Raw genomic sequence first — 21,686 nt, 5'->3', positions numbered from 1 at the left:
GAAGTTCCGGCTAGCTTTGGACTTTTGGGCTGATTATCAAACCGATTGGCTAACGCCTAGCGGCCCAGTCGATCCAGTCGATCGGGTGCGGTCGATCGGCTGTGGAACGAGCGATCGGCCAATGAATCAAGGCCCAGCGATCGGCTGCCATCAGCCCAAACCAGTTCTTGATCTGTTTTCGCCGTCCCTGATCTGTTTTCGTCGTCCTTGAATAGGTTTGCTATCGTTGGATCACCCTTTGCTCATTCCTGAATCATGGCCTCGCCCCTGGTTAAGCGGTTTTCCCTAGCCCTCAAGCGCTATTTGTGGATCCTGCCCGTGGGCCCAATTTTGGGGGCCGGCGTTGGTGCGGGACTGTCGTTGTTACCCGTGCCGCCCCCGCGCTATAGCATCTTGGGAGTTTTGTCATACCAACGGGCGGGGGTGTCGTTTTCGGAAACGGGAGCGGCGATTGTGGAGCAAGGGCAAACCCTATCGCCAGACATTTTGACCGCGCCGGACATCATCGCGCCCGTGGCCAAGGAATTTCGGATGGATCCGGAGTTGTTGCTCAAAAGCCTGCGGGTGCGCGATCCCAACGCTGGTGATGAAAAAGAAAAGAAAAAGGAAAGCGGCCCGCCAACCTTGGAAGTGCGCTTCACGGATGAGAAAGGGGAGCGGGGCGAAAAGATTACAAACACCCTCATGAAGTTGATGGTGGAGAAAAGCCGTCAACTGAATGCTGCGCGGGTGAAGGGAATTATTGACGCGATTCGGGCCCGGCTGCCGCAGGTGATTGGAGAACTGCGGGCGGCGGAGCGCAATTTGGAACGATACGATCGGGTGGAAGGGGCGGCAATTTTGGCGGCCCAAAATGGGGCCCTGATTGAGTCGATCGCCACGATCGGGAATCAGCAGCGCCAACTGCAACTGCAACTGGAAGGTGTGACCGCCCAGGTGCGCTCCCTGGAACAGCGGCTGGGCCTGTCGGTGGACGATGCCTATGTGTCTTCGGCACTCAGTTCCGATCCGATGCTAGCCCAGTTGCGAGTGCAGCTTCAGCAGGTGGAGGCGGAGCGGCTGCTCCAAAGCCAACGCCTGCGGCCGGAGCATCCCCAAATGCAATTGTTGATGCAGCGGCAACAGTCCCTAGAGACCCTGTTGAATCGCCGGGCCCAAGAGGTGGTTGGCGGTAGCATGGCGGGGGCAAAACCGCTGGCGGCCACCAGTCGGATTCGATCGAGCAGCAGCCTGGATCCGGCGCGGCAACAGTTAGCCAACAGTTTGGTTTCCCTGAAAACCCAGCAGGAAACCCTGCAACGCCAACTCACCCTGTCTTTGAAGGCGGAACGGGAGCTGCGTCAGGAATATGCAGCCGTGCCCAACAAGCAGCTAGAGCGCGATCGCCTGGCTCAACAGGTGGCCTTGAAAAAAGCGCTCTACGATCGAATGCAGGCCAAATTAGTCGATTCGGAAGCGGCCGAAGCGGAAACCGTCAGCAGCCTCACGATCGCCCAACCGGCCGCCATTCGCTCCGAGGAAATTGCGCAAAAGCTCTCCATGCGGTTGACCCTGCCGGCCGGGTTTGCGGGCGGTTTGGTCTTGAGCGGGGCGTTGTTGCTGGTGTTGGGAATGCTCGATCGCCGCTACCAGTCCGACAGCGAAATTCGCAGCGCCTTGGCCGAGCGGGATATCAAACTGCTGGGCATTTTGCCGGAATTGGCTGCCCGTGCGCCGGGCCTGTTGCCGGTGTTGGTGGAACCCTCGCCCCCAGGGGAGGCCTATGAACAATTCCGCAGTAACTTGCGCCGCCTGGATAGCAGCCTGAAAGTGCTGTTGATGAGCAGCGTGGACGTGGGTGAAGGAAAATCGGTGGTGGCCTATAACTTGGCGATCGCAGCGGCGCGATCGGGTAAACGCACCCTGTTGATTGAACTGGACTTGCGCGCCCCCTCCGCCGCCAAGGCTCTGCGCGTGGCCCCGGATCCGGATGCGGTTCGTGAACCGTTCCACTACTACAGCAGTTTGAACAACTGTGCGCGGATGGTTCCCGAGGTGGAAAATCTCTACATTGCCCCCAGTCCTGGCCCCCAGAATGATTGCGCGGCGATTTTGGAATCTAGCGAAATTCGGCAACTCCTGCTGGATGCTCGCAGTCGCTTTGACTACGTGATTGTGGAAGCAACGACTCTCAACAATGCCAACGATGCCTTGCTGTTGGAGTCCCAAACGGACGGGTTGATTTTGGTGGCTCGCCCTGGCCACACCGACAAGACCGCCTTTACCCAGCGATTGGATGAGTTGACCGACGAGGAAACCAGCACCATCCGCTTAATTGGTGTTGCCATTGACAGTGCCGATTCGCCCTTTGAGTTGCTGGAAGAAGAACCCCTGTTGGAAGAGGATGCCGAGGCGATCGATCCGATGGCGGCGGTGGATGAATGGTCGATTGTGCGGCCGTCCTCCAATTCCGTGGCCGCGCGATCGAAACAGCGCTAGGCACAGCCGGGCGATTGTCCTGATGCACCGTCCTAACGAGCTGCCCAAACCAAAGCACCCGAGAGATCCCCTCGCTGGGTTGGTCTCTTGGGTGCTTATTTGAGCCTATTTGAATCAACTACGCTTGAAGCGATCGTTTAATTCTGGAAACGTTCAATTCTGGAAACGTTGAATCCTGGAAAAAAACTGGAAAAAACCTGAGCTAGACCTAGTAAGCAAGGGTTTCCAAGGTCTCACGCAGATAGCGACGCACCAGCAAATCCGTGACCGTGGGTTGATTGGGCGTGCTGGGTTGTTGTTCCAGCCAGCGTTCAAAACCGGAGCTAGAGGCGATCGCTTGCACCAAGCTTTCCCAAACGGCGGCGCGATCGGGTAAGGAAGCAGTCGAAGACACGAGTGAAGGGGCCATGAAAACCTCCTAACGAGTGAAGCAATGCGGCAAATCCACTGCCATTGAGCAATTTTGAGAGAGCTAAACCCACCCGAAGGGCGGCGCTAAGGCTCAATTGAGGGGGCAATTGCAATCACGCCAGGTTGAAGGTGGGCGATCGCGATATCAGAGACTAGCGAAGTTGACATCTTCCCCTGCCTGAGATCATTGTGACCGTGATTCGTCACAAAATCTGTCAACCATGAACCTTGCCACCGACCAATGATTTACCAGTGATTTATCAGTGATCCACCAGGTCATTGCCCCCTGCCTCTCTTACTTGTAACGCAAGATTGCAGAGGAGACAGTGCTGGCCATCACTCCCCATCCTCCAATCAGGAAGCTGACGACGGCCCAATGAGCCGGCCATTCGTCGTTTCAGCCCATTTCCCAGCAGTTTTGAACTGATTGATTGAAAAAGTGGATGATTGCTCCTGCCGATTAGCAGTTGTGGTTTTCAATCCCCGAAATGGAGCCTTGCGGAAGAGACAGTTTAACGCGGAAAATTTGCGACGATTTGCCCCTACCCAACGTTGAGGCGCTGGAGCATGACCGATCGCGCCCGATCGGCCAGAGAATCGTCCAGGCGGTTCAATGCGCAGGATTCCCCCGTGCGTCGGGCGATCGCCGTTTGGATCATCCAATCAGCCAAAAAGGGATTTTTCGGCAACAGGGGCCCATGGGAATAGGTGGCGATCGCATTGCAGTGAAATGCGCCTTCGGTTTGGTCTTCGCCGTTATTGCCCAAGCCGCGCACCACCCGGGCCAGCGGCTCCACTGATCCCAGCTTGGTGCGGCCCCCGTGGTTTTCAAAACCGATCAGGTAAGGCACATCTCCCAACATCAGCCGCAACTCCCGCGCCAGTCGTTCGGCGGTCACCTCCAGCACCAGATTGCCGATGCAGCGGGGCGCATCGGGTCCCGGATGCACAGTCACCAAATCCAACACGCCCAGCCCTTGGATGCGCTGACCTAAACCGGGTTCGTAGTAATGGCCGAGCAACTGCGGTGCGCCACAGGTGAACACGCCGGGCACGCCGGCCTCGATCGCCCCTTTCAGGGCTGCGGCCTTGGCCCCTTGCAGATCTCGCATCACGATTTCCTGTTGGCGATCCTGTGCGCCGCCGCCCACGATCAAGTCCACCTGGGTGAACTGGCTGGGGTCTGTGTCTCGATCGAGCGCTTGAATTCGCACCGGGATGCCGCGCCATTCACAGCGCCGCTGCAAACAGGTCACATTCCCCCGATCGCCATAGGTGCTCATTAGCTTGGGATAGAGCCAGCCAATCACCAGGGGTTCAGAGAGGGTGGGCAAGGCGGAAAGACTCACGGGCAGAAAACCTGGGCAAGGTTGCGGAAGAATCGGAGCCAGTCTATCGCGATTGGCGAGATGCTGGGTTCGATCGAGAGGGTTCAGCGCCCGATCGCACCCAACCCTCCAGCGCCGATCGCACCCGATCCAGGGGTTCCGCCCAACTGCCGGGCCGCGACTGCCGAAACAGGCGCATGGTGGGATACCAGGGCGTATCGGGGCGATCGCGTAACCAGCGCCAATCGGCCGCATAGGGCAGCAGCGTCCAAACCGGTTTACCCATGGCTCCGGCCAGGTGACAAATGGCCGTATCAACCGTGACGAGCAAATCGATTTGCGCCAGATCGGCCGCCGTGTCGGCAAAATCCTTGATTTGGGGCGCGAGGTCAACAATTCCCTGGGCCGCCAGGCACTCGGCTTCGGCCTCGGAGCGATCGACCTGGAAGCTGTAGAGCTGGACACCGGGACATTGCAGGGCAATCGCCAAAGGATCCAGTGCCATACACTTGCGGGCCGCGTCTTTCATGTGCGGGCCGCTTTGCCACACAATCCCCACCGCCAAGGCTTGGGAGGTTTGGCGCGGGAGCGGGCACTGATTCGCCAACGGGGCGATCGGCCGCAGGTAAGGAATCGGGGCGGGAATTTGCTCAACGGTGGTTCTCGCCAACCGAGGCAAGCTCAACAGCGACACATGGGCACGGTAAGGAATGCGGCAATCATCACCCGCGAAGACCTGATCAACCCCGGCCACCGTTTCCATGAGCCGCACCAGCGATCGGGGACACCAAAGCACCACCCGATCGCACCGTTGCCGGGCCCAAGCCAGATAGCGGCTAAATTGCAGCGTATCCCCCAAGCCCTGTTCCGTCAGCACCAGCAACGTGCCCTTTAAGGGCTGCCCATCCCACTCGGGGCCCGCCGCTTGCACCCAAGGATTTTGATCCGAATACCGCCGCCATTCGTAGGCCCGCCAACCCTCATCCCATCGCCCTAGGGCGAGTAAGCAAAGGGCATGGTTGAGTCGCAGGTGCGGATCTTCCGGCAGATGCATCAGGGCCTGTTCTGTGATGGCCAAGGCTTCTTCAAAACGGTTGTCGTGAGCGAGGAGTTGCCCCAGTTGAGCGGCAGCATTGCCCAATTCGGGATCACAGGCGAGGGCTTGCCGAAAGCATTGTTCTGCCTGCCTAGGATCAGTGTCATTCCAGGCCAGTCCTTGCCAAAAGGCGATCGCGGCCTGTTGTTTGGGAGCCAGTTGCTGAATGGTTTTCGGGAGTGGGTGTTGGCGTAACCAGGCGAGCCAAGGTTCTAGGCCTGCTTGCTCTGTCCAAACTTCTCCAAGGGTGGGATAGGTTTCAGGGAGTTCCGGATCCTGGGCGAGGGCCGTTTGCAATGATCGCAGGGCCGTTTCCCGATCGCCCCGATCGAGCGCCAGCAGTCCGGCGTAGTAATGGGCGATTCCCAGTTGTGGATCCAGGTGCAAAGCCAAGTCCAGGGCCCGCTCCGCTGGTTGAGTGGCTTGGGTGGCTCGGTAGGTGGCGCAAAGGTTCACGTACAGACCCGCCCAATGGGGATCCTGCTGAATGCCTTGCTGGTAGTGATGACGAGCGGTTGACCATTGCTCAGCCCCTTGGGCCGCCAAGCCGGCCTGAAGCTGGGCGATCGCCTCGGGAGAATGGGCCAAAAGATGGCTGTGCGAGGATTGCATAGTTGCCAAAATTGAGAGCTTCCCAGATGCGGAGTCTCCAAAATTCAGAGTCTCCAAGCTTTAGAACTGTTCGGCCAGCAGAGCCGATCTCACCTGCTGTAAGGGTTCTGACCAGTCACCAGGCTCGGTCTGCCGAAAGAGCCGCATGGTGGGATACCAAGGTGTATCGGGGCGATCGAGCAGCCAGCGCCAATCGGCCGCAAAACAGAGCAACGTCCAAACCGGTTTGCCCATCGCTCCGGCCAAATGACAGATGGCCGTGTCCACCGTGATCAGCAGGTCGAGCTGGGCCAAATAGGCGGCCGTGTCGGCAAAGTCCTTGATCTGCGGAGCCAGGTCAATGATTCCAAATTGAGCCAGGTGGGCCACATCCGCATCGGAGCGATCGACCTGCAAGCTGTAGAGCTGCACACCGGGCAAATTGAGGGCCGCCGCTAACTCCGGGAGACTGCTGGATTTTTGGCGGTGGACGGCTTCTAGGCGATCGCCTGATCGAAATCCACTGGCCCAAACAATCCCGACCCGGCGTTGATCCGGTTTCGACACCGGTTTCGGCAGTGGGAGCGGCGCGATCGCCTCGGTGGCAGTGGGAAACAGGTAAGGAATCGGAGCCGGGACGCGATCGACCGTGGTTTGGGTCAAGCGGGGCAGACTGGACAGGGGTAAATGGGTGTTGAAATGGAGGGTTTCGCAAACCCCATCGGTGACATATCCCGCCCCTGGAGCCGATCGCATCACCCGCACCAGCGCTTTCGGGCACAGCAGAATCACCGTTTGGCAGCGATCGGCAACCCACTGAAGGTAGCGGGCCCATTGCAGTGAGTCCCCAAAACCTTGGTCAGCCCAAATCAGAATCGTGCGATCGGGAATTGGGGTTCCGTCCCATTCCTGACCGGGCAAGTCCTGCTTGGTCATTTGTCCCGATCGCCACTGCCACTCATTTTCCAAAAACCCCTCCGCCCAGCGCCCCAGGGTGAGCAAACAGAGGGCCCGGTTGTGGCGCAACGTGCCATGATCCGGCCAGCGAGCACAGGCGGCATCCAAAACGGCTAGTGCCTCCGTTAAGCGGCGTTGTTCCGCCAGGATCAGGCTGAGTTGAATGTGGGGCGGTTGGTAGGTCACCTCATCGGCGATCGCCTGTTGCAACCAAATTTCTGCCGTGGCCAAATCTCCATCAAAGTAATGTTTGAGTCCTTGCCAATAGCCGATCGCCGCGCGATCGAAGGAGGGTAAATTGCGCCAAGTATCAGGCAGGGGGCGTGATCGCACCCAATCCATCAACTCGGGAAACTGATCCCGATTGTTTAACCGATGGGCAGCGGCTACGTAGAGGGCTGCGGACTCAGGAATTTGATCCAAAAGATGGTGGCAGGCTTGAATCGCCTGGGTTCGATCGGCCCAATCCAACAGGGCTAACCAATTACGCACCCCGATGGCGCTGTGCGGATCCAGACGCAGCGCTTGGGCGCAGGCCTGGCGAGCGGCGGCCATCTTGCCCAATCCCTTCAGGGCCGCCGCCAGGTTGATATAAATACCGGGAATTGCTGGATCCAACCGCAGGGCCGCCCGATAGCCTGCTAGGGCGATCGACCAGTCTGCTGCCGCCAGGGCTTGGTTCGCTTGTTGGGCCAGGGCGATCGCCTGATCTTGGACGCTGCCTTTCACCGCTGTGGTCTCCTGATCTGTGGTCTCCCAATCTGTGGCGCAATATCTGTGACCCAATATCTGTGGCGCAATGGATGGCGCAGTCTGTGGCGCGATTTGTCTTAAAGCGAAAATTCCTAAGCCATGAAGTAGTCCCTAAAGACTTTCTCAAGACCTAAAGAATGCCGCGACCCGTGAGAATTTCTCGAACTTCCAGCATGGCGGAATAGGTGGGCAGAACGTAGAGGGTTTCGCCGTCGGGCAGTCGATCGAGGGCGTTTTGAATCGCTGCCTTGAGGTTGGTTTCCACCGACAGGGTGGCGGGCCCGGCGGGGCGATCGGGATCGCTGTAGGCCAGCCGCAGGGCCATGTCATAGGCTCGATCGCCACTGACCACCAGCGTGGCCCCCGTCGCCACCAGCCCTTCCGTGTCCGCATCCCAAATCCAAGACACATCGGTTCCGTCCGGTGTGCGATCGTTCAGCACCAGCAACACCGTGGGCGAAAAGGGGCGATCGCGCGTCAGTTCCACCACCGTTCGTAGGGTTTCGTTGGTTCCCACCGGGTTTTTGGAGAGCAAAATTTGCACCGATTTTCCCTGCACCGTCAGGGATTCTGCCCGGCCAAAAGCCGCTTGGAAATTGCGAATGGCCGCTTGAATGGGTGCTTCCCCAATGCCCAGGGCTTGGGCGGTGGTGGCGGCGGCCATGGCGTTGTATTGGTTATAGATGCCCACCAATAATTGCGGCCAGTCGCGGCTATTCAGCAACGGGCGCGATCGCTCAAAACCACAACTGGGGCAGTGATAATCGCCCAAATGGGATAGATAAACGCCCTCATAGGTCAAAGAGTGACCACAGTTGGGGCAATAGATGGAATCAACGGCGTGGGGAATTTCCGGTAAAAAGCGCTCCGGTTCGCTGAGGCCAAAGTAGCGAACTCGGGCTAGATCTTCCCACTGGGCTTCCAGTTGTTGTCCAAAGTGGCAGAGGGTGGGGTCATCGGCGCTCAACACGGCGATCGTGTGGGAGAGCGGGGCGATCGCCCGTTCCCAGCGGCGGGCAATCGTGTCCACCTCGCCGTAGCGATCGAGCTGGTCACGAAACAAATTCATCGCCAACAAGATCCGCGGCCGAATTTGCGGTAGCACCTTGGGCAGGACATTTTCATCCACTTCCAAGATCGCAAAGTCCCGATCGAGCCGCCCCAGCCAATTCGCATCCGCCAGCAAAGCCGCCGTCAGACCATTTTCCAGGTTGGCCCCTGTGGCGTTGTGGGTCACCCGATAGCCCTGGTTTTCTAAAATGCTTCGCAGCAGCAGGGCCGTAGTGGTTTTGCCGTTGGTTCCGGCCACCAAAATCGCGCCCTGTTTCACTTGAGCTGCCAACAGAGCCAAGGCATTGGGCTGAATCTTGCGGGCAATGCTGCCAGGCAACACACTCCCGGCCCCGCGCCGCAGCAACCGCACGGCTAGGGCGATCGCCCGGGCGGCCATCACTGCCGCTGCTAGTCGCAAATTGTCGATTGCGCCCGCCATGAACCCCTGTCCGCAAAACCCCCGCTATCCTACCACCCGGCGGCTGGGCCCCCGCGCGGGAGACTGTGAACCTGAGACGATGTTTGAAAAGCCACGATTGAGACACCACTTGCCCCAGCGATCAATGCAAACAAAGGTCTTAAGCCTCTTGCCCCCCAAGACTATTGGGGTTTGACCAGGGCTGCAAGATACTTTTCAAATAGTCCTTTAGGAAATCGTGACCAAAGAACGAATCTTGGCTCCAGGTGTAGTAGTAGCGACCAAACCCATAAAACCCCATTGTTGATTCGGTGTCGGGGCGATCGTACTCGGATTGAGACTCACCCCCACCGAGGGCAAAGGTACTGGGTAAGTGACCGATCGGGGCGCTGAGATCGTAGGGAATCTTAGTTCGCCGCTTAAAGTCGTAGTCCGGCACATGCCGCCCATCATAGGTTTCAACTTGCCAGCCCACAGCCTCCCCAAAGCAGCGACATAAATCCTGGCGGGAATAATTGAAAGGCTTACAGGTTTCTGCTGTGCAAGCATTCCATAATTGGGCTTGGATTGAAAACCCAAAGCGATCGCGCGGCCTGACCGCTGATGGTGTGGTGGGCCCCAAAACGCGATCGGCCCTCTTTGGCAGCAACAGCATCCCCAGCCGTTCCTACCGCGTCAACTCCGGTCGCTACGGTATCCTCAGCGGCTCGATCGGCATGGGTGAAACCAGCGCCCGCGTGGCGACGCTCCAGGCCAAACTGCGCACGCTGGGCTATTTCAACTCACGTACCAACACGGGTTACTACGGCCCCCTGACGCGCAATGCCGTTTTGCGCTACCAAGCAGCGAACGGTCTGCCCCGCACGGGCACGGTTTCCCAGGAAATGACTCGCATGTTACGGGGCGTGGGCCTATCCGGTACGCGCGGCAAACCCTAACAATGCTGCGTTAGTCGCAATTTGCAAATGACATGAGGCTGGGTTTGGCGATCTCTGAACCCAGCCTTCTTTGTATTCAGGCGCACTTCTACAGTCAAGGCAATAGTCACTAAAAGCAACACAGAAAAGGTTTATGATAGAAAGTTATAAAGATGAAAACAATTTCATCCTATTAACTCTCAAGGAAAAGTATCTCCCATGAAAAACAAGAATAGCCAAAATCAAGATCAAGGATCCAAATGGATGGCCCTCAGTGGAATTGGTGCTGCAATTATTGCTGCTTTTGCCACAATTCTCGTCGGACATTGGCAATCCAGCAACAAAACAGAAAAATCAACTGACTGCGGTATCAAAGTTGTCGATGAAGTCACCCGTAATTCAGTGCCAAATGCCACAGTGATCTTAGAGGAATTAGGGAAGGTGAATACACCCAAAATTACTGATTCAGAAGGATATGTATATTTTGACTGTCCAGAAAAGTTGAGATCTATATTGATTATCAAACCTATTGGATATCAAGAGTATCGAAAGAGAGTTGACCTTAAGCCAGAGTCTGAAACCCTAACAATCCCAATTCCTCTCGATAAGCAAACATCTCTACAAACTACGCCAGCTCCAGATTCAAGCACAAATCCAGCAACATATGCCACTGCACAATATATGACTAGAGACGTTGGAGATGGCTTTGTATCTGTTCGAGCTAAACCAGAAAAAGAAAGTGCTGAGATCAAAAGAGTTTCTGCAAAAACTCTAGTTACCTGCAGAGTTGAAGAAGTACAAGGACAGCAGCTCTGGAGTGGCAATATGTGGAGGTTATGCGACGAACTGGAAGGCTATATATACAGCCCACTTTTGTCTCCTGTTTGATAAATCAAGTATAAATTTTGTTTGCATAGCCCTTGCAGGCACATGCAGACCTCTTAATCTGCAAAGTGGCGAGCAATTGAGCCTAAGGAATGAAACATCTGTAGATACAGATGTTTCATTGATTCAATGAACACTCTTTGTATTCTCATTCCTATTGCCAGCCATGTCACCTACTGCCATTCGGGAATTGATTGCTAGCCTGGAGGATATCGAAACCCATTTGGGCTTAATTCCAAATGGAGATGACGAATTCTTTGCGGAGTCATTCCCAAACCTAGATACGATCGCTGACTCTGATCGCACCAGCCTTGACCAACTGCGCGATCGCTTTCTGTACCATTGGCGATCGGGCAAAGTGGATGAAGGGGTTGTGAATCTCCTGGTGATTTCTCCACTGCTCGAGCTGGCAGGATTCTACGATCCCCCCTTTCGGATGCGGTCTGAAGTACCGGTTACAGTTGAGTCCCAAGTGGAAGGCGTAACGTTGCGCGGACGCATTGACTTTTTAGTGATTCACCAACGATTTTGGCGCGCCATTATCGAGTCCAAAGACACCACCTATGATGTCAGCGTGGCAATTCCGCAAACCTTGGCTTATATGGCTGGAGCCGTCCAAAATAACTTGCCGCTGTATGGATTTGTCACCAATGGTAGCCATTTTCTGTTTTTGAAAGTCCAGCAACAAAATGAGCAGATTTTCTATGGACTATCCGATGAATTTGCCCTGCGATCGCGTCCCAATTCTCTCTATTTTGTCCTCAGCATTTTGCGACAATTAGCAAATACTATTACCGAGTCCTCAGCCGCGACGCCTCCAACACTTGCCTAACCTGAACTGACGGGCGATCAAGTCGTGTTGCCATGGCGCTGAGGGGGCAAAATCAGGCGATCGGGGTCTGATCCAGACAGGTTTGGTGTTTGATAGACGGAACCCAACTTGCTGTATGAGGACGTGATGGCAAAACGCATTCCAGAACAAACGGTGAAAGCCGGTGACTACACCTGGGTCTATCGCGAGGTTGTGCCCGAGTCGCCCAACGATCGCCCGCCTGTGTTGTTGCTCCATGGGTTGGTGGCCTTTGGCTATAGCTGGCGGAAGGTGTTGCCCGCCCTGGCGGAACAGGGCTTCCGGGCGATCGCCCCGGACTTTCCCGGCTTTGGTGCGTCCGATCGCCCCGAGCGGCTGGATTTTGCCTACACGCCCGATGCGCTGATTGGGTTGCTGGAGCAGTTTTTGGATGCGATGAATCTCGATCGCGTCTCGATCGTGGCCCAGGGATTTTTCGGCTCCCTGGGGATTCAGTACGCCTTGCGCCATCCCGATCGCATCGAGCGGCTGGCGATCATTAACGGGCCGATTTTTCCTGAGGCCAAGCTGCCCTGGAAAATTTCCCAAATGGCGATTCCGCTGGTGGGCGACATGATGACCCAAGATCCGCTGCTGGTCGATCGGCTGTTGGAAGGTGGCGGCCCCTACCAAGTGGATGATGCGGATTTGGATGTCTATCGCCGGCCGTTCCTGACCAGTTCCGGAGCGGGGCGGGCGCTGCTAGCGGTGTTGCAAAACCTGCGACTGAAACAGACTGTGCAGGAAATTACCGAAGGCCTGACCCGCTGGGAAAAACCAACCCTGGTGGCCTGGGGCACGAGCGATCCTTGGTTGCCCGTGGAAGCCGCCAAGACCGCCGCCAAAACCATTGCCGACTGCGAGTTTGTGGAGATGAGCGAAACGGGTCACTACGCTCAAGAGGACTGGCCAGAAAAGGTATCAGAGGCGTTGATTCCCTTTCTCCGGCGAATGGCGACTTGACAGGCGGGTGGGATGTCGATACATATCGTTACAATTCAGTGATCCAACGAATGGCCCACAAGCCTGTTCCTCATTCGATTTTTCCCGCACTTTTTTAACGAGAACCCCATGATTCGACTTCGTTCGGCCCTGTTGGCCTTGGTGATGGCGGCGGCGATCGCCCTCACCGGCTTGGGCTTTGCCCCCGTTGCCCAAGCAGAAACCTACTCCAGCGCCCAAAAATCGCAAATTGAAATTTTTGTACCCGGTGTGCAAGACCTGCGCGATCGGCTGCCGGAACTGGAAAGCTACATCGAAGGTAAGCGCTGGCGTGAAATCCAAACCTTTATCCACGGCCCCCTGGGCGAGTTGCGCGAACGGTTGAGCCGAGTCAGCCGCCGCCTGAAGGGCAGCGATCGCGCCACCGCCGAAGCTGCCGCCAAGGATCTGTTTAAACACCTAGTGGCAATGGATGAATTTGCGGGTCAGTTTGACTATAAACGCGCTGGCAATGAATATTTGGCGGCTGTCAAAGCCTTCGATCAATTCCTGACCGTTGTACCGCAATAGTTCGTTTTCGTAAACGATTCCTCAGTCAGCCCTTCGATCTAATCGGTGCGATCGAAGGGCGACTTTTATGTTCTCTAAATCTCAAAATCTTGCAAATCAAGCGATCGCATAACCCGTGTGTACGCGAACATGCTCAGGATAAAATGCTAAAACAATTTGATTTTTCGGAATTCCGGCTGCTTCTAAGTTTTCGGTGATGCTGTCTTCAGTACCATCATATTGAATCCAGATTTTGTCATCTATTACTTGAATATGAACTAGACAATCATGGATTCGTCGGTGTCCTTCCCAACCCAACATAATGAGCACAAAATTCTTGCGATCTGCATCAATGATAATTTGAGAATTCCCGTTCTCATGGCCAGAAAGAGTATCAGCAGCTTGCTGCAAAACTGATTCAATAACTTGATCCAACTTAATCAATGTATCCATTTGACGATTTCCTCCGTTACTGGGTCGAAGACAATTAGGCTAAGCTGACGATTTTCAAGAAAGATTTGACCAATAGGCTCAGAAAATAAACTCCAGTAAATATCGTCGCGAACTGCCAAATATAGTGATCGTTGAATAGACTTAAAGTCCATAATTCCTTGATATAAAACATATTGACCTAAGGCGGCTTCTAGATCTTTCACTGGTGATCGACTTAAAAAGCTCTTGATTTCAACTGCGATTTGTTTTCCTGCCTTGTCAGCAGTTAACAGCTTTTCAGCACCTAGGTCAATGTAAGTTGATCGTTTACCAATTTGCAAAACCAGTGGATCATCTGTAATCACCCAACCATCTTTTTCGAGAGCGACTCGCACGGTGTTATGATAAATATCCTTAGCCATTTATGAATCTTTATTCTTTAAAATGTAGATAGCGATCAATTTTGCCAAGAAGTGATTTCTGAAAAGTAGTTGGTGTTGATACAATACGATTTTGAGAATCAGCTTTTAGCGATGCTCACGAGTCTCTTTCCAAGGAAAACTTAATCGACATTATGATGATAACCAGTTTTTGGGGTGGTTGAGGATGTCGCGGATGAGGATTGCGATCGCGGGTGGGGGTGTGGTGGGGGCGATGATTGCCTACGAACTGAGTGGGCAGCCGGACTGGCAAATCACGCTGATCGATCCCCAGGCGATCGCGTCGCCGTTGCTCCCCGATCGCCCCACCTCCACGGGGGCCGCACTGGGCGTGTTGATGGGTGCAATCAGCAAGAAAACGAAGGGGCGCGCTTGGAACCTGCGGCGTGACAGTATTCAACGTTATCCACACCTGATTCAAGACCTGGAAACCTTGCTCGATCGCCCCATTCCCCACAATTCAAACGGCATTCTGAAGCTGGTGTTTACGGAAGCCGATCGCCCCGGTTGGGATGCCTTGGCGGCGTTGCGGAAATCTCAGGGATTTGAGCTGGAATTGCTGTCAGCTTCAGCGGTGCTCGATCGCTTCCCGGCGGTGAATTTAGCCGCCATGGATGGGGTCGCCTTTGGGATCTTTTCGCCCCAGGATTGGCAGGTACAGCCACTGGCCTTGACGGTGGCTTTGCGAGAAGCGGCGGTGAAACGGGGGGCAACGATCGCCCCAGCCCAGATCACGGGTGTGCAGACGGCGGGCGATCGGGTCGTTAGCCTGACCACCACGGCGGGAGAGCTGGCCTGTGATCGGCTGGTGGTGGCGGCTGGGTTGGGGTCGGCGGATCTGGCCCGGGCGATCGCCCCGGATGCGGCCAAGCCCCTGAAGTTGCAGCCGGTGTTGGGTCAGGCCCAGCGGTTGCGGTTGCCGCGCCCCCTGAGCGATCGCCCGGAGCCGGTGCTGACGGGTAACGACATCCATATCGTGCCCCTCGGTGGCGGGGACTATTGGGTGGGGGCGACGGTGGAGTTTCCCGCCGGGGCCGAGCCGCCTGTAGCCGATGGGGCCGAGTGGGATGCGGTTTGGCAAGGGGCGATCGACCTGGTTCCCGCCCTCGCCCAAGCGGAAATGGTCGAAACTTGGTCGGGGTTGCGGCCGCGCCCGGTGGAGCGATCGGCTCCAGTGATTGAGCCGCTGAACGCCAACAGTTGGCTGGCGACCGGCCACTATCGCAACGGCGTGTTGCTGGCTCCGGCCACGGCGCAATTGATCCGCGAGGCGATCGCCCAAAGCAGCCCCTAAACCGAGCGGGTAGGGAAATCCGAAATTTCAGATCACAGGGCGATCGCGCTAGCCTAGGGCCGTCCCAATTCCCTACACCAACCAGCCGTTTCCTATGAGCAGCGTGCTAAAGAAAGGCAATATCACGGTTCACACCGAAAATATTTTTCCGATTATCAAAAAGTGGCTCTACTCGGAGCATGAAATCTTCCTGCGGGAGTTGATTTCCAACGCCGTGGATGCGATTTCTAAGCTGCGGGCGATCGCCATGATGGGCGAAACCAGCGCCGATGTGGGTGAACCGAAAATCACGATCGCTCTTGATAAAGACAACAAAAAGCTCTCGATTACCGACACCGGCATCGGCATGACCGCCGACGAAATCGAGAAATACATTAACCAAGTCGCCTTCTCCAGCGCCGAAGAATTCGTCGAGAAATTCAAGAATTCCGATCAGAACATCATCGGCCACTTTGGCTTGGGGTTCTATTCGGCATTCATGGTCTCCAGCACCGTGGAAATCGATACCCTCTCCTACCAGGAGGGTGCGCAGGCCGTGCATTGGACTTGCGATGGTTCCACGGAATTTGAAATCAACGCGAGCGATCGCACCGAGCGCGGCACAACGATTACCCTCACCCTACTCGAAGAAGAAGCCGAGTATCTGGAAGAGGCGCGGATTCGCGGTTTGGTGAAGAAGTTCTGCGACTTCATGCCCTACCCGATCGAGCTGAACGGGGAACAAATCAACCGCCAAAAAGCCCCTTGGAAAGAGTCGCCCAGCAACCTGACCAAGGAAGACTACCTGGAGTTTTATCGCTATCTCTACCCCTTCCAAGATGAGCCGCTGCTGTGGATTCATCTGAACACCGACTATCCCTTTGTGATCAACGGGATTCTCTATTTTCCGAAACTAAAACCGGACGTTGACCCCACCAAGGGCGATATCAAACTGTTCTGCAATCAGGTGTTTGTCAGCGATAACTGCGAAGAAGTTATCCCCAAATTCCTGTTGCCCCTGCGCGGCGTAATCGACAGCACCGACATTCCCTTGAACGTGTCGCGCAGCTACTTGCAAGCCGATCGCACCGTTCGCCAAATTGCCAACTACATTGCCAAAAAAGTCGGCGATCAACTGAAGGATCTCTACCGCAGCGACCTGCCCGAATACATTCGTTGCTGGCAAGATTTGGGCACGTTTGTCAAGTTTGGCTCCTTGAACGATGACAAGTTCAAGAAGCAAGTCGAAGACATTTTGATCTATCGCACCACAGCTGAACTGGGCAGCGGTAGTGACGCAGTTCAGGTGGAAGTGCAAACGGAAGAAGGCGATGCTTGGTCGAACCCCGCCGAAACCCAAGAAGCCAAAGATGCTAACGGGTTCTACTACACCACCCTGAAGGAATACCTGGAGCGAAACAAAGAAAAACACGAAAATCGCGTGTTCTATTGCACCGATCCGGCTTCCCAAGCCACCTATGTGGAATTGCACAAGAGCCAGGGTCTAGAAGTGCTGTTCCTGGACTCGTTCATTGACACGCACTTCGTCAGTTTCTTGGAGCGGGAATATTCCGAGGTAAAGTTCTCGCGGGTGGATTCGGAACTCGATGAAGCGCTGCTGGATTCCTCTAAGAAAGAGGCGGAAATTGTTGACCCCAACACCAACGAAACCCGCAGCGATCGGATCAAGAAGCTGTTTGAAGAAGCCCTGGGCAAACCAAGCGTTACCGTGCGCGTGGAAGCCCTGAAAGCGGAAGAATCTGCACCGCCGGCCATGGTGTTGTTGCCAGAAGCGATGCGCCGAATTCAAGACATGACAGCGATGTTTGAGGGCAAGGCTGCTAGCTTCCCCGATACCCATGTGTTGCTGGTGAATTCGTCGCACCCGCTGGTGGAAAATCTGTTGAGCCTGAGTGGCGGTTCGATCGCCCTGGCTGATGGCAGCCAATCGCCGGCCGCCGAACTGGGCAAGATGCTTTGCAACCACATTTATGACCTAGCGTTGATGGCGCAAAAGGGCTTTGATGCGGATGGCATGAAGTCGTTTGTGTCGCGATCGAACCAAGTGCTGACCCAATTGACCAAGCAATAGATTCGGTTTCTTGGTTGTTGTTAGTTGAATCACCCCCGCGATCGCCTAGTTCGATCGCGGGGGTTTTTGATGGGGCATCAACGAATCAACGTTCTCGGAGGGCGCAAGGCGTTGCGCCCCTACCTGGAAATCATTTTTTGTAGGTGAGGATCGTTATGGGCTCTCGCAATTTTTCATCACGAATTTTGGGAAAGTCGATCAATTTAGACCAGCATTAATCGCTGGAACTCCAGCCAGAATCGCTACTGGAATCGCTGCTGGAGTAATCACTGGAACTGCTGGAATAATCGCTGGAACTATCGCTCGAATAGTCGCTGGAACTCCAACTAGAATCACTGCCGGAATCACTGCTGGAATAGTCGCTGGAGCTGTTAGACTCGATCGCCCCGCCATGATCAGTCGCTGATTCTGCTGCCTCAAAAATATCTGCAAAATTACCCGACTCCGCCGCGATCGGCTCTGGTTCGGCGGTCTGCTCCTCAATCCAATCCTGAATCTGTTGGCTCGCGATTTCAGCTAACTCTTCGATCGCCTCATTCACCACAATCTCAGCCGCCTCGCCCACCGCATCAATCACCTGATCCTGATTAATGGGCAGGGAATCGATCGGGTTGTGAAGGGTCGATCGACTCGATCCAGAAGAACTCGAACGGTAATTCAAAGGATACGACCCGTAGCTAGCCGATCGCCGCTGTCGCAGCCACCACCACAGCAACACCAACAGCGCGATCGCCCCGCCGAAACCCGCCGCCACAATCGCCGCCGCCTGACTGCCCGCCGAGGTGGCCACCCACCACCAAACCGGGGCGATCGCCGCCGCTAATCCCATGGCTCCGTAGGTTAACCAGTTTTCCAGATCCATTGCGCCCCCCAACCTCAACGCGATCGCTTCCATCATGGGCGATCAAGCTCAAAATTGCCCAAACCAAAATCGAGACCGGAGCCGGTAGGCAATGGTCTCGATCGATTAGGTTCAACATTTCCAAACGGGGAATTTAGATGCCCAAACGTTGATAAATCACATCCAAGTTGCGTAAGTGCTGTTGCGGATCAAAGCACTCATCAATTTCCTCTTGGGATAGGAGGGATTTCACCGTGGCATCTTGGCAAATGAGCTTATAGAAATCGCCACTTTCATTGTTCCAAGCTTGGTGCGCACAGCCTTGCACGGCCGCGTAGGCATCCTCGCGAGTCAAGCCTTTTTTCACCAGGGCCAGCAGCACCTTTTGGCTGAACACCACACCGCCATAGCAGTTCATGTTGCGCTTCATGTTTTCGGGATAAACCAACAGGTTCTTCACCAAGTTGGTCATTTCCACCACCATAAAGTGCAGCAGAATTGACGAGTCGGGCAGAATTGTCCGCTCCACGGAACTGTGGGAAATGTCCCGCTCATGCCAGAGGGCCACGTTTTCCAGGGCCGCCACGGCGTGGCCGCGAATCACCCGTGCCATCCCGGTAATCCGTTCCGATCGCACCGGGTTGCGCTTGTGGGGCATGGCCGAGGAGCCTTTTTGACCCTTGGCGAAAAATTCCTCCACTTCCAGCACGTCGGTACGTTGCAGGTTGCGGATTTCCACGGCGAATCGCTCCAAGGAAGCCGCCACCAGCGCGAAGGTCTGCACATATTCCGCATGGCGATCGCGCGAGATTACCTGAGTGGAAGCCGTGTCCGGTTCCAGATTCAGCAGCTTACAGGCCAAGGATTCCACGCGCGGATCGATGTTGGCATAGGTTCCCACTGCGCCGGAAATTTTGCCCACAGCCACCCGATCGCGCAGTTGCACGAGCCGATCGCGGTTGCGCAACATTTCCGCCAGCCAGCCCGCCAGCTTGAAACCAAAGGTCATCGGCTCCGCGTGGATGCCGTGGCTGCGGCCAATACAAATCGTGTTGCGGTGTTCCTGGGCTTGGTAGCGCAGGGCTTGGATCAGCGATTCCACCCGCTTGAGCAGCGTATCGATGCTGGCCACCAATTGCAGGGCCAACGCCGTGTCCAACACATCGGAACTGGTCAAGCCCAGGTGAATGTAGCGACCCGCGTCGCCCACGTACTCATTCACATTGGTCAGGAAGGCGATCATGTCATGATGCACTTCCGCTTCAATTTCCAGAACGCGCTGGGGGTCAAAGTTAGCTTTCGCTTTGATCTCTTCGACGGCTTCGGCAGGGATATATCCCAGTTCTGCTTGGGCTTCGCAAACCGCAATTTCCACTTGCAGCCAGGTTTGCAGCTTATATGCGTCCGTCCAGAGATTGCCCATCTCAGGCAGCGTGTAGCGGTCGATCATGCCTGTCTTGTCGATGTTTCCAGAACACCGTGAAGAGATTAACCGAGTCATTGTACCGGGTTTTGGCGATCGCGCCCGAATGGGATTTCTGGAGCGATCGCCCCGTTTAGCTCCCGATTAGCTCCCGATCGCGATACTCGGAACCAGCAGCAGGGAACAGGCAATCCCGAGGCCACAACCCACAATCACCTGAAACGGTGTGTGGCCCAGCAGTTCCTTCAGGCGTTCTTCACTGAGTTGGTGGTCGCCTTCAAAAAACTCATCAATGATTTGGTTCAAGACGGCGGCCTGTTTGCCCGCGGCCCGGCGCACCCCGGCGGCATCGTACATGACGATGATCGCGAAGATGGTGGCCATGGCAAATTCAATGCTGCTCCAGCCGACGGTTTGGCCGATGCCCGTGGCCAGGGCGGCCACGAGGGCAGAGTGGGCGCTGGGCATTCCACCCGTGGTCACCAGGGTGCGCACGTCAAACTTACGCTGGCGAGCAAGTTCCACCACGAGTTTGATCGCCTGGGCCAGGATGCAAGATCCCAAGGAAACCAAGAGAATGCGGTTATCGAGAATGTGACTAAAGTCGTCCATGGGTCGAGCGGGGGGCGATCGAGTTGGGGACGGTGGGTGAGGAAGCGATCGCGAGGGCCAGATCCAAAGGAGCGAATCCGGTGGCCGGAGCAAGGGTGGATCCGACAACGGGACAAGGGGCTTAAGCCCCTTGTCTAGCGGGGGTTGGACGGGAAACCGGAGCCGATCGCCCTCGTGGTTGCTAGTTTTTGCGGCTGACGATGTAGTCGGCCAGGGCTTGCAAAGGGGCCGCGGCCGCGCCGAATTCGTTCAAGCTGGCCTTGGCGCGATCGATCAATTCCTTGGCCATTTCGCGCGATCGATCCAAGCCATAGAGTTTCGGGAAAGTGGCTTTTTCCACGGCGGAATCCTTACCGGCGGTTTTGCCCAGCTCCTCCGTGGTGGCAGTCACATCGAGGATGTCATCCACAATCTGAAAAGCTAAACCAATGTCCTGGGCATATTGCGCCAGTTTGCCCACGGTGGCTTCATCGGCTCCGGCAATCGTGGCCCCGGTGGTCACACAGGCTTCCAACAGGGCTGCGGTTTTGTGGCGATGGATAAAGTGCAGGGTGTCGAGGGAAATGTTCGGGTTGCCTTCGCTGGCCAGGTCTACCACTTGACCACCCACCAGGCCGGCGGCCCCAACGGATTTTCCTAACAGGGCGATCGCCCGCACCACTCGATCGGCCGGCACGCCTTGGGTTTGGGTTGCCACAAATTCAAAGGCATAGGCCAACAGCCCATCCCCGGCCAAAATCGCCACCGGTTCCCCATAAACCTTGTGGTTCGTGGGTTTGCCGCGCCGAAAATCGTCGTTATCCATGGACGGCAAATCGTCATGAATCAGCGACATGGTGTGAACCATCTCCAGGGCACAGGCCGTGGGCATGGCCGATTCGATCGCCCCACCCACCAGCTCACAGGCCGCCAGACACAGAATCGGTCGCAACCGCTTGCCCCCCGCCATCAGGGAATAGCGCATCGACTCATAAACGGTTTCGGGATAGACCACCGAGATCGATCGATCGAGGGCGGCCTCAACCAAAGCTTGGCGTTCGCGAAGATAGCCTTTGAGATCAAAGCCCGTCGAGGGAGCAGTAGGCGCGCTAGCGGTCATGGGACAAGCACAACAGAACAGCAAGAAATCTTCCTTACCGAACCCGATCGCCGCCACAGGCGGAATCCGGCCTGGTTACGGTGCGCTTTTGGCCTAGCAAAACAACCGCTGAACCACAACCACCACCGTCAGAAGTTGGTTTGAGGGGCATTGTACCGCCTGAGGGGATCGCCCCGAGGGGACAGACCAGATTCTGATCAGATTTCGTCAGATTTTGCGTGAATTTAGGGCTGATTTCGAGCGAAT

The 21,686-nt window shown here is 55.8% G+C and carries 21 protein-coding genes; 9 read left to right on the top strand and 12 right to left on the bottom strand.

Translation table 11 applies throughout. The features are described from left to right. Positions 1 to 255 precede the first annotated feature (255 nt). Positions 256 to 2,478, top strand: a complete 2,223-nt coding sequence (locus H6G52_RS04295) for a tyrosine-protein kinase domain-containing protein (RefSeq protein ID WP_190526706.1) — start codon at positions 256 to 258, stop codon at positions 2,476 to 2,478. A gap of 208 nt (positions 2,479 to 2,686) precedes the next feature. Here the strand turns inward: H6G52_RS04295 and H6G52_RS04290 are convergent, their stop codons facing one another. The 6 genes from H6G52_RS04290 to H6G52_RS04270 form a co-directional block, all read right to left on the bottom strand. Continuing rightward, positions 2,687 to 2,887 (bottom strand): hypothetical protein, encoded by a 201-nt coding sequence (locus H6G52_RS04290; RefSeq protein WP_190526704.1) that lies wholly within the window; start codon positions 2,885 to 2,887, stop codon positions 2,687 to 2,689. Positions 2,888 to 3,431: 544 nt separating this feature from the next. Further along, a complete protein-coding gene (locus tag H6G52_RS04285) occupies positions 3,432 to 4,238 on the bottom strand; it encodes a type 1 glutamine amidotransferase (RefSeq protein WP_370567671.1) in 807 nt (268 codons plus the stop codon). A gap of 43 nt (positions 4,239 to 4,281) precedes the next feature. Next, positions 4,282 to 5,925, bottom strand: coding sequence for a tetratricopeptide repeat protein (locus H6G52_RS18475; protein ID WP_242026195.1), 1,644 nt, complete (start codon positions 5,923 to 5,925; stop codon positions 4,282 to 4,284). A 60-nt stretch (positions 5,926 to 5,985) separates the two neighbouring features. Next, positions 5,986 to 7,590 carry a glycosyltransferase family 9 protein gene (locus tag H6G52_RS19015; protein ID WP_190526700.1) on the bottom strand — a complete coding sequence of 535 codons (1,605 nt, stop codon included), beginning with the start codon at positions 7,588 to 7,590 and terminating at the stop codon, positions 5,986 to 5,988. Between the two features lie 154 nt (positions 7,591 to 7,744). Further along, a complete protein-coding gene (locus tag H6G52_RS04275) occupies positions 7,745 to 9,106 on the bottom strand; it encodes a Mur ligase family protein (protein ID WP_190526698.1) in 1,362 nt (453 codons plus the stop codon). A gap of 139 nt (positions 9,107 to 9,245) precedes the next feature. Beyond that, positions 9,246 to 9,740: a GUN4 domain-containing protein gene (locus H6G52_RS04270; protein ID WP_242026194.1), complete on the bottom strand. Its 495-nt coding sequence runs from the start codon at positions 9,738 to 9,740 to the stop codon at positions 9,246 to 9,248. On the opposite strand from H6G52_RS04270, the gene H6G52_RS19010 reads away from it, so the two are divergent. From H6G52_RS19010 to psbQ, 5 genes are all read left to right on the top strand, one after another. Then, complete coding sequence (locus H6G52_RS19010; RefSeq protein ID WP_370567670.1) at positions 9,625 to 10,023, top strand: peptidoglycan-binding protein; 399 nt, start codon at positions 9,625 to 9,627, stop codon at positions 10,021 to 10,023. The genes H6G52_RS04270 and H6G52_RS19010 overlap by 116 nt on opposite strands. Positions 10,024 to 10,221: 198 nt before the next feature. After that, the gene (locus H6G52_RS04260) at positions 10,222 to 10,890 is read left to right on the top strand and encodes a hypothetical protein (protein ID WP_190526692.1); all 669 of its coding nucleotides are present in this window, start codon (positions 10,222 to 10,224) and stop codon (positions 10,888 to 10,890) included. 163 nt (positions 10,891 to 11,053) lie between these two features. Next, a complete protein-coding gene (locus tag H6G52_RS04255; protein WP_190526690.1) occupies positions 11,054 to 11,719 on the top strand; it encodes a type I restriction endonuclease subunit R in 666 nt (221 codons plus the stop codon). A 126-nt stretch (positions 11,720 to 11,845) separates the two neighbouring features. Next, positions 11,846 to 12,700, top strand: a complete 855-nt coding sequence (locus H6G52_RS04250) for an alpha/beta fold hydrolase (protein WP_190526688.1) — start codon at positions 11,846 to 11,848, stop codon at positions 12,698 to 12,700. A 108-nt stretch (positions 12,701 to 12,808) separates the two neighbouring features. Continuing rightward, complete coding sequence (gene psbQ, locus H6G52_RS04245; protein WP_190526686.1) at positions 12,809 to 13,249, top strand: photosystem II protein PsbQ; 441 nt, start codon at positions 12,809 to 12,811, stop codon at positions 13,247 to 13,249. A gap of 96 nt (positions 13,250 to 13,345) precedes the next feature. Here the strand turns inward: psbQ and H6G52_RS04240 are convergent, their stop codons facing one another. Then, positions 13,346 to 13,681 carry a XisI protein gene (locus tag H6G52_RS04240; RefSeq protein WP_190526684.1) on the bottom strand — a complete coding sequence of 112 codons (336 nt, stop codon included), beginning with the start codon at positions 13,679 to 13,681 and terminating at the stop codon, positions 13,346 to 13,348. Then, positions 13,669 to 14,082: a XisH family protein gene (locus H6G52_RS04235; protein ID WP_190526682.1), complete on the bottom strand. Its 414-nt coding sequence runs from the start codon at positions 14,080 to 14,082 to the stop codon at positions 13,669 to 13,671. Before H6G52_RS04235 ends, H6G52_RS04240 begins: the two co-directional genes overlap by 13 nt. Before the next feature lie 184 nt (positions 14,083 to 14,266). Here H6G52_RS04235 and H6G52_RS04230 point away from each other — a divergent pair, with 184 nt between their 5' ends. Together H6G52_RS04230 and htpG are read left to right on the top strand one after the other, a co-directional pair. Further along, complete coding sequence (locus H6G52_RS04230) at positions 14,267 to 15,394, top strand: FAD-binding oxidoreductase (protein ID WP_242026193.1); 1,128 nt, start codon at positions 14,267 to 14,269, stop codon at positions 15,392 to 15,394. 94 nt (positions 15,395 to 15,488) lie between these two features. Next, a complete protein-coding gene (gene htpG, locus H6G52_RS04225; protein ID WP_190526680.1) occupies positions 15,489 to 17,465 on the top strand; it encodes a molecular chaperone HtpG in 1,977 nt (658 codons plus the stop codon). Between the two features lie 214 nt (positions 17,466 to 17,679). On the opposite strand, the gene H6G52_RS04220 is transcribed toward htpG, so the two are convergent. Together H6G52_RS04220 and purB are read right to left on the bottom strand one after the other, a co-directional pair. Then, on the bottom strand, positions 17,680 to 18,363 hold the full coding sequence (locus H6G52_RS04220; RefSeq protein WP_190526678.1) for a hypothetical protein: 684 nt from the start codon (positions 18,361 to 18,363) through the stop codon (positions 17,680 to 17,682). Positions 18,364 to 18,460: 97 nt separating this feature from the next. After that, positions 18,461 to 19,756, bottom strand: a complete 1,296-nt coding sequence (gene purB, locus H6G52_RS04215) for an adenylosuccinate lyase (RefSeq protein ID WP_099531499.1) — start codon at positions 19,754 to 19,756, stop codon at positions 18,461 to 18,463. Between purB and H6G52_RS18715 the strand changes: the two genes are divergently transcribed. After that, positions 19,755 to 19,877: a hypothetical protein gene (locus H6G52_RS18715; protein WP_255508489.1), complete on the top strand. Its 123-nt coding sequence runs from the start codon at positions 19,755 to 19,757 to the stop codon at positions 19,875 to 19,877. The two genes, purB and H6G52_RS18715, sit on opposite strands and share 2 nt — an antisense overlap. Here H6G52_RS18715 and H6G52_RS04210 read toward each other — a convergent pair. Together H6G52_RS04210 and crtE are read right to left on the bottom strand one after the other, a co-directional pair. Next, positions 19,874 to 20,341, bottom strand: a complete 468-nt coding sequence (locus H6G52_RS04210) for a divergent PAP2 family protein (RefSeq protein WP_099531500.1) — start codon at positions 20,339 to 20,341, stop codon at positions 19,874 to 19,876. The genes H6G52_RS18715 and H6G52_RS04210 overlap by 4 nt on opposite strands. A 181-nt stretch (positions 20,342 to 20,522) precedes the next feature. Beyond that, positions 20,523 to 21,440, bottom strand: a complete 918-nt coding sequence (crtE, locus tag H6G52_RS04205; protein WP_099531518.1) for a geranylgeranyl diphosphate synthase CrtE — start codon at positions 21,438 to 21,440, stop codon at positions 20,523 to 20,525. Positions 21,441 to 21,686: the final 246 nt, after the last annotated feature.

The sequence above is a fragment of the Limnothrix sp. FACHB-881 genome, from assembly GCF_014698135.1.
In the GTDB taxonomy this organism is placed as follows: Bacteria; Cyanobacteriota; Cyanobacteriia; order CACIAM-69d; family CACIAM-69d; genus CACIAM-69d.
This window is presented reverse-complemented; position numbering and strand designations above follow the sequence as displayed.

Excerpts from the sequence above, each read along its gene's own strand:
- H6G52_RS04295 (WP_190526706.1), top strand. The coding sequence starts at position 256 with ATGGCCTCGCCCCTGGTTAAGCGGTTTTCCCTAGCCCTCAAGCGCTAT.
- H6G52_RS04290 (WP_190526704.1), bottom strand. The coding sequence starts at position 2,887 with ATGGCCCCTTCACTCGTGTCTTCGACTGCTTCCTTACCCGATCGCGCC.
- H6G52_RS18475 (WP_242026195.1), bottom strand. The coding sequence starts at position 5,925 with ATGCAATCCTCGCACAGCCATCTTTTGGCCCATTCTCCCGAGGCGATC.
- H6G52_RS04275 (WP_190526698.1), bottom strand. The coding sequence starts at position 9,106 with ATGGCGGGCGCAATCGACAATTTGCGACTAGCAGCGGCAGTGATGGCC.
- H6G52_RS04270 (WP_242026194.1), bottom strand. The coding sequence starts at position 9,740 with ATGCTGTTGCTGCCAAAGAGGGCCGATCGCGTTTTGGGGCCCACCACA.
- H6G52_RS04260 (WP_190526692.1), top strand. The coding sequence starts at position 10,222 with ATGAAAAACAAGAATAGCCAAAATCAAGATCAAGGATCCAAATGGATG.
- H6G52_RS04255 (WP_190526690.1), top strand. The coding sequence starts at position 11,054 with ATGTCACCTACTGCCATTCGGGAATTGATTGCTAGCCTGGAGGATATC.
- H6G52_RS04250 (WP_190526688.1), top strand. The coding sequence starts at position 11,846 with ATGGCAAAACGCATTCCAGAACAAACGGTGAAAGCCGGTGACTACACC.
- psbQ (WP_190526686.1), top strand. The coding sequence starts at position 12,809 with ATGATTCGACTTCGTTCGGCCCTGTTGGCCTTGGTGATGGCGGCGGCG.
- H6G52_RS04240 (WP_190526684.1), bottom strand. The coding sequence starts at position 13,681 with ATGGATACATTGATTAAGTTGGATCAAGTTATTGAATCAGTTTTGCAG.
- H6G52_RS04235 (WP_190526682.1), bottom strand. The coding sequence starts at position 14,082 with ATGGCTAAGGATATTTATCATAACACCGTGCGAGTCGCTCTCGAAAAA.
- H6G52_RS04230 (WP_242026193.1), top strand. The coding sequence starts at position 14,267 with ATGTCGCGGATGAGGATTGCGATCGCGGGTGGGGGTGTGGTGGGGGCG.
- htpG (WP_190526680.1), top strand. The coding sequence starts at position 15,489 with ATGAGCAGCGTGCTAAAGAAAGGCAATATCACGGTTCACACCGAAAAT.
- H6G52_RS04220 (WP_190526678.1), bottom strand. The coding sequence starts at position 18,363 with ATGATGGAAGCGATCGCGTTGAGGTTGGGGGGCGCAATGGATCTGGAA.
- H6G52_RS18715 (WP_255508489.1), top strand. The coding sequence starts at position 19,755 with ATGCCTGTCTTGTCGATGTTTCCAGAACACCGTGAAGAGATTAACCGA.
- purB (WP_099531499.1), bottom strand. The coding sequence starts at position 19,756 with ATGATCGACCGCTACACGCTGCCTGAGATGGGCAATCTCTGGACGGAC.
- H6G52_RS04210 (WP_099531500.1), bottom strand. The coding sequence starts at position 20,341 with ATGGACGACTTTAGTCACATTCTCGATAACCGCATTCTCTTGGTTTCC.
- crtE (WP_099531518.1), bottom strand. The coding sequence starts at position 21,440 with ATGACCGCTAGCGCGCCTACTGCTCCCTCGACGGGCTTTGATCTCAAA.